The 16477-nt window shown below is 38.7% G+C and carries 16 protein-coding genes; 13 read left to right on the top strand and 3 right to left on the bottom strand.

From position 1 onward, the window contains the following. Positions 1-18: 18 nt before the first annotated feature. Entirely contained in the window at positions 19-462 is a 444-nt protein-coding gene (locus E2H97_RS07475; protein ID WP_133406571.1) for a hypothetical protein, read from the top strand. Positions 463-470: 8 nt separating this feature from the next. Here E2H97_RS07475 and E2H97_RS07480 read toward each other — a convergent pair whose 3' ends face one another. Continuing rightward, the gene (locus tag E2H97_RS07480) at positions 471-1043 is read right to left on the bottom strand and encodes a hypothetical protein (RefSeq protein ID WP_133406572.1); all 573 of its coding nucleotides are present in this window, start codon (positions 1041-1043) and stop codon (positions 471-473) included. Between the two features lie 81 nt (positions 1044-1124). Here E2H97_RS07480 and E2H97_RS07485 point away from each other — a divergent pair, with 81 nt between their 5' ends. From E2H97_RS07485 to E2H97_RS07515, 7 genes are all read left to right on the top strand, one after another. After that, a complete protein-coding gene (locus E2H97_RS07485) occupies positions 1125-2351 on the top strand; it encodes a lipoprotein-releasing ABC transporter permease subunit (RefSeq protein ID WP_133406573.1) in 1227 nt (408 codons plus the stop codon). 15 nt (positions 2352-2366) lie between these two features. Then, on the top strand, positions 2367-3065 hold the full coding sequence (gene lolD, locus E2H97_RS07490; RefSeq protein WP_133406574.1) for a lipoprotein-releasing ABC transporter ATP-binding protein LolD: 699 nt from the start codon (positions 2367-2369) through the stop codon (positions 3063-3065). After that, on the top strand, positions 3062-4306 hold the full coding sequence (lolE, locus tag E2H97_RS07495) for a lipoprotein-releasing ABC transporter permease subunit LolE (RefSeq protein ID WP_133406575.1): 1245 nt from the start codon (positions 3062-3064) through the stop codon (positions 4304-4306). The genes lolD and lolE overlap by 4 nt, the downstream gene beginning before the upstream one ends. 51 nt (positions 4307-4357) lie before the next feature. Further along, entirely contained in the window at positions 4358-4837 is a 480-nt protein-coding gene (locus E2H97_RS07500; protein WP_133406576.1) for a hypothetical protein, read from the top strand. A gap of 27 nt (positions 4838-4864) precedes the next feature. Further along, a complete protein-coding gene (locus tag E2H97_RS07505) occupies positions 4865-5347 on the top strand; it encodes a GNAT family N-acetyltransferase (protein WP_133406577.1) in 483 nt (160 codons plus the stop codon). A gap of 454 nt (positions 5348-5801) precedes the next feature. Beyond that, complete coding sequence (locus E2H97_RS07510; protein ID WP_133406578.1) at positions 5802-7268, top strand: coiled-coil domain-containing protein; 1467 nt, start codon at positions 5802-5804, stop codon at positions 7266-7268. A 62-nt stretch (positions 7269-7330) separates the two neighbouring features. After that, positions 7331-8092, top strand: a complete 762-nt coding sequence (locus E2H97_RS07515; RefSeq protein WP_133406579.1) for a hypothetical protein — start codon at positions 7331-7333, stop codon at positions 8090-8092. A 78-nt stretch (positions 8093-8170) separates the two neighbouring features. On the opposite strand, the gene E2H97_RS07520 is transcribed toward E2H97_RS07515, so the two are convergent. After that, positions 8171-8677: a DUF2062 domain-containing protein gene (locus tag E2H97_RS07520; protein ID WP_133406580.1), complete on the bottom strand. Its 507-nt coding sequence runs from the start codon at positions 8675-8677 to the stop codon at positions 8171-8173. Positions 8678-8705: 28 nt separating this feature from the next. Here E2H97_RS07520 and E2H97_RS07525 point away from each other — a divergent pair, with 28 nt between their 5' ends. The 5 genes from E2H97_RS07525 to E2H97_RS07545 all read left to right on the top strand — a co-directional run bounded on the left by E2H97_RS07525 (position 8706) and on the right by E2H97_RS07545 (position 15496). Then, positions 8706-10982 (top strand): DNA internalization-related competence protein ComEC/Rec2, encoded by a 2277-nt coding sequence (locus E2H97_RS07525; protein ID WP_133406581.1) that lies wholly within the window; start codon positions 8706-8708, stop codon positions 10980-10982. Between the two features lie 115 nt (positions 10983-11097). Beyond that, on the top strand, positions 11098-12906 hold the full coding sequence (msbA, locus tag E2H97_RS07530; protein ID WP_133406582.1) for a lipid A export permease/ATP-binding protein MsbA: 1809 nt from the start codon (positions 11098-11100) through the stop codon (positions 12904-12906). A 13-nt stretch (positions 12907-12919) separates the two neighbouring features. After that, positions 12920-13906: a tetraacyldisaccharide 4'-kinase gene (lpxK, locus tag E2H97_RS07535; protein WP_133406583.1), complete on the top strand. Its 987-nt coding sequence runs from the start codon at positions 12920-12922 to the stop codon at positions 13904-13906. A gap of 1 nt (position 13907) precedes the next feature. Beyond that, on the top strand, positions 13908-14081 hold the full coding sequence (locus E2H97_RS07540; protein WP_133406584.1) for a Trm112 family protein: 174 nt from the start codon (positions 13908-13910) through the stop codon (positions 14079-14081). 224 nt (positions 14082-14305) lie between these two features. Next, positions 14306-15496, top strand: a complete 1191-nt coding sequence (locus E2H97_RS07545) for a hypothetical protein (protein ID WP_133406585.1) — start codon at positions 14306-14308, stop codon at positions 15494-15496. A 2-nt stretch (positions 15497-15498) separates the two neighbouring features. On the opposite strand, the gene E2H97_RS07550 is transcribed toward E2H97_RS07545, so the two are convergent. Further along, positions 15499-16095 (bottom strand): hypothetical protein, encoded by a 597-nt coding sequence (locus E2H97_RS07550; protein ID WP_133406586.1) that lies wholly within the window; start codon positions 16093-16095, stop codon positions 15499-15501. Positions 16096-16477 lie beyond the last annotated feature (382 nt).

Below are 16477 nucleotides of genomic sequence, written 5' to 3' on the forward strand. Positions count from 1 at the left end.
GATTCATAGGAGATTTTTATGGCTGCACCTCAAATTAATTCTATTAATTTATGCTTGCATTCTGGGGCAAATAGCTCAATTGAAGGCTTTGTACCATCCCAAATTGCCCCAGACCGTTCAATACCTTTTTGGATAGAAGGTAAATTTTTTAGAGTGAATTGTTCGCTAGTTGATAAAAGTGGCAGAAGCATTTCGAGTACAACTGAATCATTTATGACACGACTTGATGTTTATGAAAGTAGCGAAGACGGAGAGGTTAGTGCGAAATTTGAAGTCGTAGTTCCATCAGACTCAAGCTCAGATACAGATGAGCAACTTACATTCGAAGTGGTAACCACTTATTTGTGTGTCATCACAACAGCGAGAACAGAATCACATAGTAAGAAGCAAATAGCCAACAAGCTAACCCACATTTTAAACGAGTACATATTAGAAGGTGATGTTTATGAACTTGCTAGATAACTAAGTTGCTATTGCCTGTTGTTTCTCGCTTTCAGAAGTTTTTGCTGCACACTTAAGCTTGCTTGGATCAATAGCTCCACATCAGTTTCTAATATCTGGCTGAAATTCAGTTTAAGTATGTAACGATTAGGGTGTTTAGGATGCTTTTGGCAAGCCATAATTTCGCATATTGCTAAAATGGCAATAAGCTCATCTCTAATAAAAAGCGTAGTTTTAAATTGTTCACCGATTTCAGCTGAAAATCCAGCGATGACTTCTATACCGTCACCACCAAACTTAAAACCTGCAACTTGTTTACCTGCTTGATGCTCATTCTCAAGAACATATTGCAATATAAGGTCGATTTTTTTTGATTGCAGTTTAAGGTAGTCAACGACTGCTTTACTATCACCTTCGAGTTTACGAAGTTGCAGCAGGCAAGATGATTCTACGCCTTTAACTTCGCTAAGTAGCTTAAGGCCAATTGACTGCAAACCTTCAAGTTCATGTTCAGATGGGATAGCTTGATCTTTAGGCCATTCTTCGAGATAGGCTTTAAATGAGTGAGGCACCATAAAGTATGAATTTGAATCTTCTAGCATTGTTGCCCCTTTATTTATAGTTCTGAACCGCCTATTATCGTGCCTATCTTTATGATTTAGCAAGCACTTAAGATCTCATTTATGAATTTAGATATTGCCTTTTTTATAGGCTATCGGTATTGGCGAGTTAAAAAATCGAATGGTTTTGCTTCGTTTATTACTTTTTTTGCCGCTTCAGGTATTTTTTTAGGAGTGACGGCTTTAATTCTTATTAGCTCCGTGATGAATGGTTTAGAGAGCAATTTAAAGAATAAACTATTGGGTACCATTCCTAATGTTACTGTGAATACAGAAAAACCAATGGAGAATTGGCAGCAAAAGCGTCAGGCAATCAATCAACTTGAAGGTGTTGAAGCCGTTATTCCCAGTGCTTCTATAAAGGGAATGCTTCAATCCAACGCAGACTTAAAAGCCGTTCAAATCTATGGGATATATCCAGAAGATGGCAAGTATATTCCAACTGTCGACAACAATATTTATCCCGGTTCTTTTTCGGACTTAATTTCAGGTAAATACCAAATTATCTTAGGACAAGAATTAGCCAGAAAACTAAAAGTAAGAATAGGGCAGCGTATTCGCCTAGTAAGCAGTAAAGGGGTGATTTATTCCCCTATGGGACCAATGCCAAGTCAGCGTAAATTTACAGTGGCAGGTGTATTTGAAACGGGATCTCAAGTAGATGCTAATGTCGCTTACATTCATTATAAAGATGCGCGAAGAATGATGCGATTAGCGCCATCAAAAGTCAGTGAATTAAGATTGTTTATGGATGATCCATTTAATGCCCCAAATATAGAAGGCGCACTGAAAAATATTTTTCCAAATCAGACTGTTCAAGTGAATGATTGGCGACAGACTTACGGCAGCTTTTTTGGTGCTGTTAGGATGGAAAATAACATGATGTCATTAATGTTAAGCCTGATCATTTTAGTTGCGGCTTTTAATATCATTTCGGCATTAGTGATGATGGTAACGGACAAAACGACTGACGTTGCCGTGCTGAAAACCCAAGGTTTATCAATGGCAAATGTGATGGCCGTTTTTATGGTGCAAGGCACATTTAATGCGATTATTGGTTTGTTCGGCGGCTTACTTGTCGGTGTGGTTTTGAGCTTGAATCTCAATACCATACTAACAACCTTAGGCTTATCTATTTTAGGTCCTGGAATGGCACTACCGGTTGAGCTTGAATGGTCGCGTGTTCTAGTGATTGCCATTGGAACACTTCTTCTTAGCTTTGCCGCGACCCTTTATCCGTCTTTACAAGCCGCAAAAATTGAACCTGCAAATGCGCTGCGATATGAGTAATGAGATACAAACACCATGAAACAAAAATTATTATTAAATGTTGAAAATCTAAGTAAAGTCTTTAATGACGGTGAAGTAGAAACTCAGGTATTGCATCAAGTCAACTTACAAGTGTTTTCAGGTGAGCAGTTAGCTATTGTTGGTAGCTCCGGTTCAGGTAAAAGTACTTTGCTGCATATATTAGGGACTTTAGATCAACCAAGCAGCGGCAAGGTGACCATTGATGGAGAAGATATTTATCAAATGTCTGGTCGGCAACAAAGTCGCTTAAGAAACCAAGATATTGGTTTTATTTATCAATTCCATCATTTGTTACCTGAATTTTCTGCGTTGGAAAATGTCGCTATGCCTGCACTTATTCAAGGGACAAACAAAAAGCAAGCCATTGAGCGAGCAAAAAAACTGCTAGAAAGAGTTGGGCTAGCGCATCGCTTATCACATACACCAGCTGAGTTATCTGGTGGAGAAAGGCAAAGAGTTGCTATAGCGAGATCCCTAATTAATGAACCTAAATTAGTATTGGCTGATGAGCCTACAGGTAACTTAGACTCAAACAGTGGCGAAGTGGTTTATCAGTTGATCCAAGAATTGGCAAAACAACTCGGAACGGCTTTTGTTGTGGTAACTCATGATAAAAATTTGGCGAACCGAATGGATAGACAAGTTACTATGGTTAATGGTTGCTTAAGTGACGTTGATGGAAGTGCAGCATGAGCCTAGCGTTAAAAATCGGTTGGCGCTTTTATCGCGCCAGGCAGTCTAATCGTTTTATTAGCTTTATCTCTTTTGCATCTACAGCAGGGATAGCGCTTGGTGTGGCGGTATTAATTATTTTACTCTCTGCCATGAACGGATTTGAAAGGGAACTTGAAAATCGATTACTGAGTGTGATCCCTCAAGCTGAAATAGGCGGTATCAATCAACCTCTTCATCAATGGCAACCAATATTAGAACAAGCGAAGCAACTTAATGGCGTGACGGCAGCGGCTCCTTTCGTAAAGGTTCATGGTTTAGTACAACAAAAAGATGGTTTTCAAGGGTTGGAAGTTGTTGGAATTGATACCCTTCAAGAGCCAAAAGTTTCAGCTATTCCCAAGTTTATGTCTGCCGAAAGTTGGGCGTCCTTGGCAAACAATGGGACAAACAACATCGTCGTTGGTCAAAGCTTGCTTAATAAGCTGAACTTAAAAGTGGGTGATACTATCGCTTTGTTTGTTATGGATAATACCGCAGATAAAACGCAACTGTCTTCGGCGAAAAGTATACGATTTACGATATCTGGCTCATACAAACTTGGCGGTGACATCGAAGAAGTCACCGCTTATGTTCAGATGGGTTATTTACAACAAGCACTTAATTACCATTCAGATATTTCGGGTATTCGATTAAAAGTGGCTGATATTTTCAGAGCCAATCAAATTTCTCGCGAATTGGGCTTCATGCAACAGCAGCCTGTTTATATGACCGACTGGACACGTACTCAAGGGCATGTTTATAACGATATTCAGTTGGTAAGAATGGTCATGTACTTAGCCTTAACTTTGGTGATAGCCGTAGCTTGTTTTAACGTTGTCTCGACTTTAGTTATGTCTGTTCGTGATAAGCAATCAGAAATTGCTATTTTGCTTACAATGGGCTTAAAGAAGCCTCAAATAATGCAAGTATTCATGGTACAAGGGATCTTAAATGGTGTAATTGGTTGCTTGATAGGTGTTGTTATTGGTGTGCTAGTGGCACTAAATCTTTCGGAGATAGCATCTGGCTTAGAACATTTATTTGGATTTAAGATTTTAGCTAATGGTGTGTACTTTATTGATTTCCTACCTTCAGAACTAAATTTACACGACGTCTACTTATCCGTATTTTTAGCTATACTGTTAAGTCTGGTGTCGACAATCTACCCAGCTTGGATGGCAAGTAAAGTCCACCCAGCAAGAGCGTTAAGTATGGGGTAGCTTTGTTATAAAACAGAAATAGAGATTTTATGCAGTTGCCAAGGAGGGCATATGAAATCGTTGATTTTATCAATAGCTTTATTGTTCTGCCCATCACTTTGGGCGACAACCCTTTCTATCAAATTACAAGAAGATGACTCGAACAGGCCATACTACTTTGTCATCGATTTTCATAATTTTGCCACTGAGAAACGTAGAGTCAAAACAGGCAATCTTCTTGATGATCAAATGAATGCCCCTTTGGAAATTAGGGATGGCTTTCTCTATCATGGAGAATGGAAAGTGGCCCCTGCCCATGTCATTTTGTTCAATCGAATGCTAGAAAATAACAACTTTGTGATAGTTCGAGAGCTTGGTTACAGCTTTGATAACCCACAAAAGCTGTTGTCTGCTTTAACCGGACATCCAGTAGAGTTTTCAAGTATTTATGCATTAAAACTAAAACATGGTAAGTTATTAAAAAAACGTCTTTTACTTAAAAAAGACAGCAGTGAAGACTGGGACGTTTGGGTAAAAGATCTTGATAAATAGTCCCTAATATGGAATATAACAATAAAAATGCGCTATACAATTAGACCAATCGCAGCTAAAGATGATCCTTGCATTCAATCAATCATTAAGAAAGTCGGTGCCGAATTTGGTGCCATCGGAGATGGTTTTGGTCCTTCTGACGATGAAGTTAAGGCCATGAGTCGTCATTATAAAGTGGTTAACAACAGCCAATATTTCATTGCGGAACTCGATGGAAAGGTCATCGGTGGTAGCGGTATTTCACCCTTCAATCAAAGTGGCAACACCTGTGAGCTCAAAAAACTATTTATTTTACCTGATGTAAGAGGGTTAGGTGTTGGTAAAGCATTGACAGAAGCCTGCCTTAAATTTGCCAAAGATTGTGGATTCAACGAGTGTTATTTAGATACCTTATCAAATATGAACTCAGCTATATCTTTATATAAAAAAATGGGCTTTATTCAATTGGAGCAGCCCCATAATGATTCGATTCATAATAGTTGTGATGTGTGGATGATAAAGCACTTATAATCTAGGGCGTGTGGCTTTTTCAGGATTAAAATTTGTGCTGTTTGAGCACCTTTCTGTTTAAGGCGTGAGCAGTGAAGCTTAGTCACCTAAGTAAGCTGGTCATAACACAGCACAGGAAGGGCTCAAAAGCATCGAAGACAGCGTAAATTTGTCACTTCTGCTGCGTTATCACTTGCTTATGTGGTTCACCACGCCGCACAAACTCTGCCTTGCATAAGATAACCAATTTATCGCTGCAAAAATAATCACGAAAGATCATCACGCCCTAGTTATCTTTAAAATGTGGAATGAGATGAATAAGTTAATTCATTTGACGTTATTTGATGATCTAGCATCGAATGAAATACTTAAACTGAACCAATCCTGAACCATTTTCTAACTCATTAATTATCTCTTGCCGATTAAATTACACCCTGTTATCAGTTGACCTCTACCGTAATAAAACTGTTCACCTATGGCATCAAGATTAGAGTCAGCGTCCCTGCTATCTCACACTGTAAAGCGTGAATGTCAATTTCAGTATCGAGAGGTTGAACAAAGTGGGGCTGTTGAAAAAAAGCCCGTTATTTCTGCTGTTTATACTGTTGATGGTGAACGTAGTTACTGCGTTTATTTTACAATGGATTCGCTTGTAAATATTAAATTTACTAAATTTATGCTCGATTCTGATAAAAAGGGATTTACATTGGCTGAACCCGAAGCTAAGAGCCCTTGCGAAGATCAAGATCGCGAAAAAATATGGGTACATTTGAAATCAGGTTTACTTAAAAGGATAAAATGCATTACAGCAGAGACTGTCGAGTTGGAAAACCTGAAGTCATCTGATACGCATAAAAAAAATAATAAACGCACAGGGGATAGCAAGCCTAGTTCAACTACTGGACAACTGAAACAGGTAGCAGCTGATAGGCCTTCACATTACCCCTCAGCAACAACCCGCCGACGACATAGAGAGTATAGAGGACAAGAGAATAAGAGGGGAAGCTGGGCTGGAGGAGAAGCAGGTGCCGCAGCTATTGGAGTTATCCAAAAAGAACAGCAACTAGAAGCTCAAATCAAAAAGTTTAATCAACATGTAGAGCAAAATAGAGCTTTCTTCTCAAAGCAAGAAAAGGAACTAGAGCAAAGCAAAAAACAATTGGAACAAGAACGAGAGAGCATTCAACAAGAAGTTGAGAAAAAAGCACAGCAATTATATGACGAGCGAGTTGCAGGACTTAAAGAAACTGAAAGCTCAATTAGGCAAAGAGAATTAAAAATTGTTAGGCGCGAAGAGGCTTGTGCGGAAAGGGAGGGAGGCCTATCACAAAGAGATACTGAGGTTAGTCAGCTTAAAGAAAAGCAAGGGAAGTTAAAGCGTAAGCTTCAAGAAAGAGAGAGTTCACAAACCAAGCAGGAAGCGGAATTAGATAAAAGGTCAGAGGAGTTACAACAACAAATAGAGCAACTTACTCAAGTACAGGCTAATCAACAACAAAAGGAGAAAGAAATAGCTAGTAAAACTGAAGAGTTAGTTAAAGACCAAGAAAGTTTAGAATCGAATATCAGAGAACTAACCAAATCAAAAGAATTATTGGCGGAGAAGCGTTCTGAATTTGAAAAGAAATGTTCTATGTTCGAACAGCAGCAATCTGAATTTGCGCAAATGCGTTCAGAGTATGAACAGCGAAAATCAGAGCTTGATGAGGAACGTTCTGGATTCGAACAGCAGCAATCTGAATTTGCACAAATACGTTCAGAGTATGAACGACAGTGTTTAGCAAACGAAGAACAGCATCGAGATATTTTAGATAGAGCACAGCAACTTGTGGAGTTAGCAACACAGTCATTGCAATCCCATTTAGCTAGTGACACTACTCCTAACGAATTAAGGCAGGCATTGGAGAAATTAAAAACCGCATTGGATAGTTCAACAATATAAATCTACATGGTGTGTGAAGAGTAAATAGTTAATTTTTAATCTTGGGGCAAGGCATGTTGCAATTGTATTCTTCAGGTTCTGGTTCTGGTTCTGAGCCAATTTTTTTTGATTGCATTGAACAAAAAGCACCGTTAAATCAATCTGGAAGACCGACAGGAGATTCCGTATTAATTGCATCATATTGTTACCAAGGAAAATTATATGCCTGTACATTCAATAAGCAGGGCATTATAAGGTTAACTACTTTCCATCGCGTTATTACAGCATCAAAAGAGTTTGTAGGATTTAAAAGAACGGAATGTGAAGTAACGGACTCGAGTATAATTAGTGTTTTTAATGCTACCGTGAATTGTTCAATACTTGCTAAGTTCTTTTATGATAATGCAACAAGTTTACACAGAAAACCAAGGGCACTTTCACCGAGCACTCCATCTTTGCAACGTCAAGACTCGATAAGGGTAGCAACTGAAAGGTTGAAGGTGAAGCAAGGAGGAAAGTTAGATCTTCAACAAGAGAGGAGTACAGGAATAATGCTAACTCCTCAGGTAACACTTCGCCAAAGTTTCAGGCGGCGACCAGCGACAGCATCTACAGAGATACTTTCAGGTCAATCATCCCTTTCAACAGGGGAGCAAACATATTTAGCGGCTAATGAATTACAGGCTGAGAAACAAAGATTCAGTCAATATCAAATGCTAGAACAAGAAAAACTAAAAGCTGGCTTCGGTAAATTAAAAGCATTTGAGCGTGAGTTAAAAGATAAGCAGGCAGAGTTGGAAAGAAGAGAGCTTGCTTTAACGAAAGCTCAAGGTGATTTCGTTTAGATATAATCTGCTGTTTACCTCAATAAAGGGGGAAACAACCCCCATACTTGACCCGCATTATAGATTACAATATGAGTTTTAGGCTCTTCGTTTCTTCCAACGCTTTTTGATTGAGCTGAACCACAATTGTCTAATGGTGAAATAACCCACAATTGAGAAAGTTACACCAATAACAAAGCAACCAAGTAAGAATGGAGGGCCAATTGTCGCAAGCGAACTTTCTAACCAATGCCAAGTGAGTTCAAATTTAAAATCATGGGTTGGCGTATTTAATAATTTTGTGCCTAACCAGTACGCAGCATAAAAGAAAACGGGCATGGTTATTGGGTTGGTAATCCAAACTAACGCCACTGAAATAGGAATATTGACATTAAAAAGGATTGCTAAGCCTGCGGCTAAGACCATCTGAAAGGGAATGGGCACCCAAGCGCAAAACAGACCCACTGCAAAAGCACCTGGCGCGGATTTTCTATTTAATAACCATAAATTAGGCTTATTTAAAAGGTTTCCAAATATCTTTAGATGCTTATGCTCTCTAATCGTATCTGGATCTGGCATATATTTTTTAATTAATTTCTTTGGCATAGACTGAAATACTGGTTAACTTATAGCTATGAATCGGTTTATGTCTGGCTATTGTGCCACGTCATTATCAGCGATTTTCTGGCCATCACTACTGCCGTATGAGTTCCTGATCCCAGGAGTGGTAATTGCTTTAATTACATTGTATCTCCGCAATTACATATTGCTCGGTGCTATTTGTGCTGCTCTTTGGTTGTCATGTTTTACTGAGCTATTACTTAATTATCAATATGATCCTAAAAGTAAGCGCATTAGCACAAGGGCGGAAATCATATCATTAGTTTCCCAAAACAGCGACTTTCTTTCTGCGGATATAAGGCTTATTAAACCAAGTTTAATTTCATATCCACAACAATATCTTCGAGTTTATTGGCGTACAGATCAAAAAATTGAAGTAGGCGAACAGTACATATTTAATTTAAAACCGAAAAGTGTCACGAGTGTTGCAAATGAAGGAGGGTTTAATCAGCAGAAGAATTTGCTCAGTAAGCATATTATTGGCAAAGCCAATGTGGTTGAAGCCAAGCTACTAAAAAATACTAACAGCCTAAGAGCTAGCTTGCTCAGTCGGTTAACAAAACAAACTGAATCATTATCAAATCGAGATTTGTTACTGGCTTTATTAGTGGGTGAACGAAAAGATTTCTCAGAGCAACGTTGGCAGGCATTAAGATCGAGTGGAACAGGGCATTTAGTGGCTATTTCAGGTTTACATTTGTCAGTGATTAGCGTCTGGTGTTTCCTGCTGTGTATGATTGTATTAAGTTGGCTGACTCCTTCGCAAGGGTTACGCAATTTGAGAGTAGCCATTGTGGTCACTTGCGTTTGTGCTTCGTTTTATGCGTATTTAGCTGGATTTGCAATAGCGACACAAAGGGCTTTGCTTATGCTGCTGGTTGTGATGGCGTTGACGAGTTGGCATAAAGTTTCGTCTCCATGGGAGCGGTTATTAATTGCCTTATTTGTAGTATTAGTGATTGACCCTCTCGCTATTTTAGGTGCAGGTTTGTGGCTTTCATTTGGTGCTTTGTCGATTATTTTATTATGCATTAGTCGCTTCAAAATGGTCGATGAACTGCATGATTTAAAAGGTGTTATCTCTAAATTAAGAATGTTCGTGGTAATACAACTTGGGTTATCACTAGGTCTTGGAATGATCGGGAGTCTATTTTTTGGCGGATTCAGCATTCACAGTATTTGGGTAAATTTAATCGCCGTCCCTTGGTTTAGTATTGTCGTCATTCCCTGTGCTTTTTTATCTTTCATTGTTTGGTGGATAGGTGAGTCGTTAGGATACGATTTTGGGTTTGGTTTACAGCTCACTAATTGGTTTTTACAGCCATTTTCCGTAATGGCTGATCAGGTTGTTTATTTACCGTTAAGTTGGGTAAACATCTCTCCCACATTGGTGAGAACCAGTGTTTATCTTGTTTTTGCTATTGCTCTTTTTTACCTAGTTGCACCAAGAAGAAAATATTTTTGGTCAGTCATTTTATCTTTGCCTTTTGTGTTACAGATATTCAGTATGAGTTGGAAAAATCATGCTGAATGGAAAATGCATGTGCTCGATGTTGGACAAGGTCTTGCTATCGTTATAGAAAAACAGGGAAGAGCACTTATATATGATACTGGTGCAAAGTATGGCCAAAACTTTAGTTATGCGAAGACCGTTATATTGCCATTTTTAGACGCAAAGGGATTAACACAAATTGATTATATTATTGTGAGTCATGGTGATAATGATCATGCGGGTGGCTTAAATGTGGTTCAAAAAAATTATCCTGCTGCGAAATTAATGGGCAATGTGGAGGGAACTGATAGCCCCTGTAATATTAAAGACATAACTTGGCAGCAGCTTTCTATCGAGGTTTTATGGCCTTTAAAACCTGAAAAGGGTAACAATGGCTCTTGTGTTGTGCGGATCAGTGATAGCAATAGTAATCTTTTGCTTGCTGGAGATATTGAAAAGGCAGCTGAATATTCATTAGTGAATATGAAAGTGCTGACCAAATCTGAAGTTTTGGTGGTTCCACATCATGGAAGTCGTACTTCTTCAACTCATGAGTTTATTCATCAGGTTCATCCACAGTTAGCCATTTTTGCTGCTGGCTTTCGAAATCGCTATGGTTTTCCAAAGCAAGAGGTCGTGAAGCGTTACGAGCATGTTGGTGCAGACATGCTGCAAACTGGCATCGAAGGGCAAATTACTGTTGTTTTTTCAGCAAACGATATAAAAACACGCACATATCGGCAAACAATTGCACCGTATTGGTATAACCAGCTGTTTAACTTTGGTGAGTTTAGGTAAAATAACAGGCTTTTATGGTATGTGTTGACGTTTAAGTTGAGGCTAACCAGCCGCTTTTTAGTATACTTTGACGCAACTATGTCATGTCTGCGTTTATCGCGATTAGGATTATTTAATGACAACATCTTCTGAATATTCAGTTGGAGCCGTTTTTAAACGTTTGCTTACCTATCTAGCGCCAATGAAAGCTATGTTTGCAATGGCTGTTTTAGGCCTAATTACCTATGGTATTGTTGATGTTAGCTTTATCTACTTCATCAAACCATTTATTGACGAAGGCTTTACGCAGTCGTCCATGGTTTCTGGCGTAGCTGGAGATATTCTTCCTTCTTCAAAAGGCTTTCATAGCGATAATGATATGCTGATGGTAGCGCCATTATTTGTTATCGGTATGTTTACCCTTCGTGGTATTGCCAATTTCGTCTCGACTTACAGCGTATCTTATATGAGTGCTCAGTTAATCATGAAGATGCGCCAGCAGGTTTTTGACCATTATTTAAACCTTCCAGTTAGCTATATTGATCGCGAGAGTACAGGTAACCTGATTTCGAGAGTAACGTTCGATACTGAGCAAATTGCGCGAGCTTCAGGTAGTGCATTAATTACCATAGTACGTGATAGCGTGACGATTTTAGGGATGCTCGGATTGATGTTTTATTATTCTTGGCAGCTATCCCTTTGTATTCTTATCATTGGGCCTCTAATTGGGGTCGTGGTTTCCATTGTAAGTAAGCGATTCCGTAAAGTATCAAAGCAAATTCAGGCCGCAATGGGTGGAGTGACTGCTGCAACGGAGCAAATGCTAAAAGGGCATAAGAATGTTCTTGCGTTTGGTGGGCAAGAAACTGAGAAGGCTCGTTTTCAAAAGATAAATAATGCCAACAGACAGCAAAATATGAAGTTATCTGTTGCTCAAGCTATCAGTCAACCGGTCATTATGATTATTGGCTCTTTTGCTCTGGCATTCGTATTGTTTGCTGCGAGTTTTGATGTCCTTAAAACCGATTTAACTGCGGGAACCTTTACTGCTGTTATCGGTGCCATGCTGTCTATGTTGCAGCCCATAAAAAATCTATCTCGTGTTAACGCTGAATTTCAACGAGGCATTGCTGCTTGTAGTACTGTGTTCGATTTATTGGACACGGCACCAGAAAAAGATGAAGGTACACACGAAACAGAAAGAGCAATAGGGGATATAAAATTTGACCATGTTAACTTTCGTTACCCTGAACAGCAAAGTTTAGCCTTATCAGATGTGAATTTTACTGTGCCTTCAGGTAAGACGTTAGCTTTGGTTGGTCGCTCTGGTTCTGGAAAGTCAACCATAGCAAGCCTGATGACTCGTTTTTATGGTGGGCTAGAGCAAGGTGAAATTTCATTAGATGGTGTAAATGTTGAAGATTACACACTTAAATCATTGCGAAATCAAATTGCCTTAGTTTCTCAGCAAGTAACTTTGTTCAACGATACCATTGCCAACAATATCGCTTATGCCTATCCCGGTGATGTAACCAGAGAACAAATTATCAAGGCTGCGGAACTGGCTTTTGCCATGGAGTTTATTGGAAAACTACCTGAAGGATTAGATACCGTTGTTGGTGATAACGGCGTGTTGTTGTCTGGCGGGCAGCGTCAGAGAATCGCCATTGCTAGAGCCATGCTTCGTGATGCACCTGTACTAATTTTGGACGAGGCAACATCTGCACTGGATACTGAATCAGAAAAAGCGATCCAAAAAGGATTAGATAATTTACGTCATAATCGTACTTCTATCGTTATTGCTCATCGATTATCGACGATTGAAAATGCTGATGAAATATTAGTTGTCGAACGCGGTGAAGTTATAGAGCGCGGAAACCATCATTCATTATTAGAAGCTGATGGACATTATGCAAAGCTTTATTCAATGCAGTTTAGTGGCTAGTTAGGGCGAACTTGTGCATTCAACCATCAATAAAATTTGGTATCAAAACCACTGGCTTAAATGGATATTGTTTCCATTGAGTTGTTTGTTTTGGCTGCTATCCAATATTCGTAAAACTCTGTTTACGATTGGATTAAAAAAACAACATAAGCTCCCTGTGCCTGTCATAGTAGTGGGGAATATTACTGCTGGTGGTAGCGGTAAAACTCCGATGGTAATTCATCTCATAGAGTTGCTAAAGAATCACGGGTATCAACCAGGAGTTATCAGTCGTGGATATGGTGCTAATGTCGATGGAGTTCGAACTGTTAGTCTCAAGCATACACCAGAACAGGTGGGTGATGAGCCAGCAATGATCAAAGCTCGAACGCAAGTACCTATGGTGGTCGGCTCTAAACGCGTCCAGGCAGCTAAGCAATTACTCGATGAGCATGATGTTGATATCATTATCAGTGATGATGGTCTACAGCATTATGCGTTAAATCGAGATATTGAAATTGCGATTATTGATGGTGAAAGACGTTTAGGGAATGGCTTGATGATCCCTGCTGGGCCACTGAGAGAATTAAGCAGCCGTTTAAAATCTGTTGATTTTACTGTCGTAAATGGTATTAAGCAGAAAAATAGTGAGTTTGAAATGCTGCTTAAACCAAGCCTACCCGTTTTGGTTAATGGTAAAGAGCAATCGTTTGAAAGAGACCAGCCTGTTATCGCTATGGCGGGTATTGGTAATCCACAACGCTTTTTCAATACACTTAAAAAATTAAATTATAAGATCGATAAGCAAGTTGAATTTGCTGATCACCAAGTATTCTCTGACCAAGAATTAACAAAGCTCAGTACAGAATTGCCACTAATGATGACTGAAAAAGATGCGATAAAATGCCGCTCTTTTTCTCAAGATAATTGGTGGTATTTACCTGTGACGGCTCAACTAGATAACGCATTTAATAAAAAATTGCTGGAAAAAATCCAGCTTGCTACCTCAAAAGGACACTGATATGTCACTCGATATTAAACTATTGGAAATCGTGGCTTGCCCAGTATGTAAAGGTAAGTTGGATTACGATAAAGAAAACCAAAAGCTGATTTGTAAAGCGGATAAATTGGCATATCCGATTACTGAAGGTATTCCTGTTTTACTTGCCGATCGTGCTGAGCATTGGCAAGAGTAACTCGATTGCGGACTTTTCCTAAACTTGCTATCTAAGGATGTAACGTCCTAGACTGGGCAGCTTATTCATTACAAGCCTATTGTTTTATATACTGCTCAGCTTTCACTTGAAATACCAAGAGTACAAACAAACCTGAATAAAACCCTAAAACTATTAAGTAAAAATTGAAACTTAAATCTCATCATGATATTGATTTATCGTTAGTTTTAAGAGGTTTTATTGTAGTGAGTACAACTTGTATAGCAGTTTCTGAGCATCAACATTCAAATGTTCAAACCAGTAATGATGAAAGCACCACCTCTTTACTAAAGCTAGAACTTAGAAATGGTTTCATTGGTTACTATCATGTTGAGGCTCATCCTGATTTTTCTCTAGATGAAATTGCTTGTTGTAGAGCTTGGTATAGTTTTTATGCGAATAATGGCAGTTTACCTTTAACTCCTCAACTCAATGCCTTTGAATGTAAAATTGATTTTTCAAGCTCTGATATTGAACCCAAAAACTCAATTTTTAAGGTTGAAATTCGTTGTCAAGCGTATTTCGATACAGCGGTAATACGTTTTCTTAACCATGACGCCAGTCGGGTTGAACGGGTTTTATCTCTAGATTTTTCTACCACTTCTGTAGGTCTATTGCATTTAAAAGATTCCTATCAGCTGCTGAATGAGCTTCCAGAGTTTCCGCTGTTACCTAAGCCAAGGTTAAGCTTGAGCTTTGATCGAAATTATCAATGCCATACCCAATTTGTTACTTTAGGGCCTGAAGAAGAGCAAAGGCTCGACTTTCTAGGCTTATTTAAATCTAGACACACTGTTTCTAGTGTGATGCTTAATAGTCCTGAGTATCCGCTCAATAATACTTGGCTAGTTGAGTTTTTAAAACAGGTTTGCGCAGGCTTAGAAATGTTTTGTGCAAAAGGTTATGAATTAAACCAATTACTTCCGTCTGACTTTGGCTATGATACTCAAAGTAAAAAGTCATGTCTTTTAGCATGGCGAAAACTGTCACCGATAAATAGCCAAATGGTTAGGAAACATTTGGAACCAATAAAATCGAAACAGAATGCAGTTGTGGTTTTAGCGCAGTTAGTTTTTATTCTCTCTGGGAAATTTTCGAAGACAGTAGAAAAACATATGGCAAGAACTCAATGGACCCAATTGGAATTAAGTTGTACTAAGTTACAAGCTGAAGTACTTAAATACATGAAAAAGTCATCTTCAGATTGGAAAAAACATACTAAAACTAATGAAAATACATCCCTATCTGCTGATATAAAAGTGTCACATGAGATTAGTGCAATTGATAGTATGCTTCTTATGGTGGTCTATATCCTTCACCAAGATTTTCTCCATTCACCAGAACTATCGCTTATAAAAGGCCACTTACAAAAAATAAGAGAAAAATACTGGTATTAACTTTATGATTCTAACTTAGCAATCATGGTCTTAGCGAGTTCTTTGACTTGTCTATTTGGTACGTTTAGAAATGCAGTTAATAGCTTGTGCATGAGACCAGGGTCATTTGTTATTCTTGTTTGAAAGGCTAGCATAAACTGCTGGGAAATCGATTGGTCAAACAGTGGAATTTGATTATTTGTATCACGACGAGTAAGCGCTGTGGATATACTTGAGGTCAGAACTCCATGTTTCAGCATTTGTTGCATTAAGGTTGTCGCTTGAGTTGTTGTTAACGTTGCAAAAGCAGGATCGACTTTACTGGTTACATCCATAAAGGCATCACAACTGTTATTGCCAAAACTACCAGACCTTGTTTTAGAAAAAATCACATCTGTATTTTTTGGGTGTTTAGCCAAAAACTCTGATATCACTTGATCTAACTCTTTACACTTTTCATCAACGGTTTCAACACTAGGAGTTCGATGACTAACTAAGTATACATGCCCAATGTTACATATTGTACAAGCGTAGATGTCTTTACCTTCACGCTCTTCAAGGGTGAAAAGGCATCTATGTGGGGCTGGTTGTGCTGGAACGGCTTGAGCTTGAGTTGTCATAGCTAATCAAAATAAAGTTTTGTGTTACGGTGAGCTTATTAAAATATAAGAAAATAAGTAAGTTAATGTTTGTTAATCGCGAGGGAGTCAGTATTTTTCGTAGTCTATTATTCACACACTTTACAAATTGCTAAAAGAACAAATAGCCTATCACCATTGCTACAGCTCCAAGTGTTTGGTTTGACAGTGATATGAGCTGGGCCTGAAGACTTGTTTTGTTCATGTAGAAAGGCTCCGGTTATTTCATCTAACCTCGGGCACTTTTCATCTGTTGAATCCACAGTGTTCAGTCTATCTTTAACGGAAAATACATATTCTTTACGGCAATATTTACATTTGAAGGTGTCACTGTTATCTATGACTTCATGTACATAAGAACAGG

Origin of the sequence: Parashewanella tropica (assembly GCF_004358445.1) — a bacterium.
In the GTDB taxonomy this organism is placed as follows: Bacteria; Pseudomonadota; Gammaproteobacteria; order Enterobacterales; family Shewanellaceae; genus Parashewanella; species Parashewanella tropica.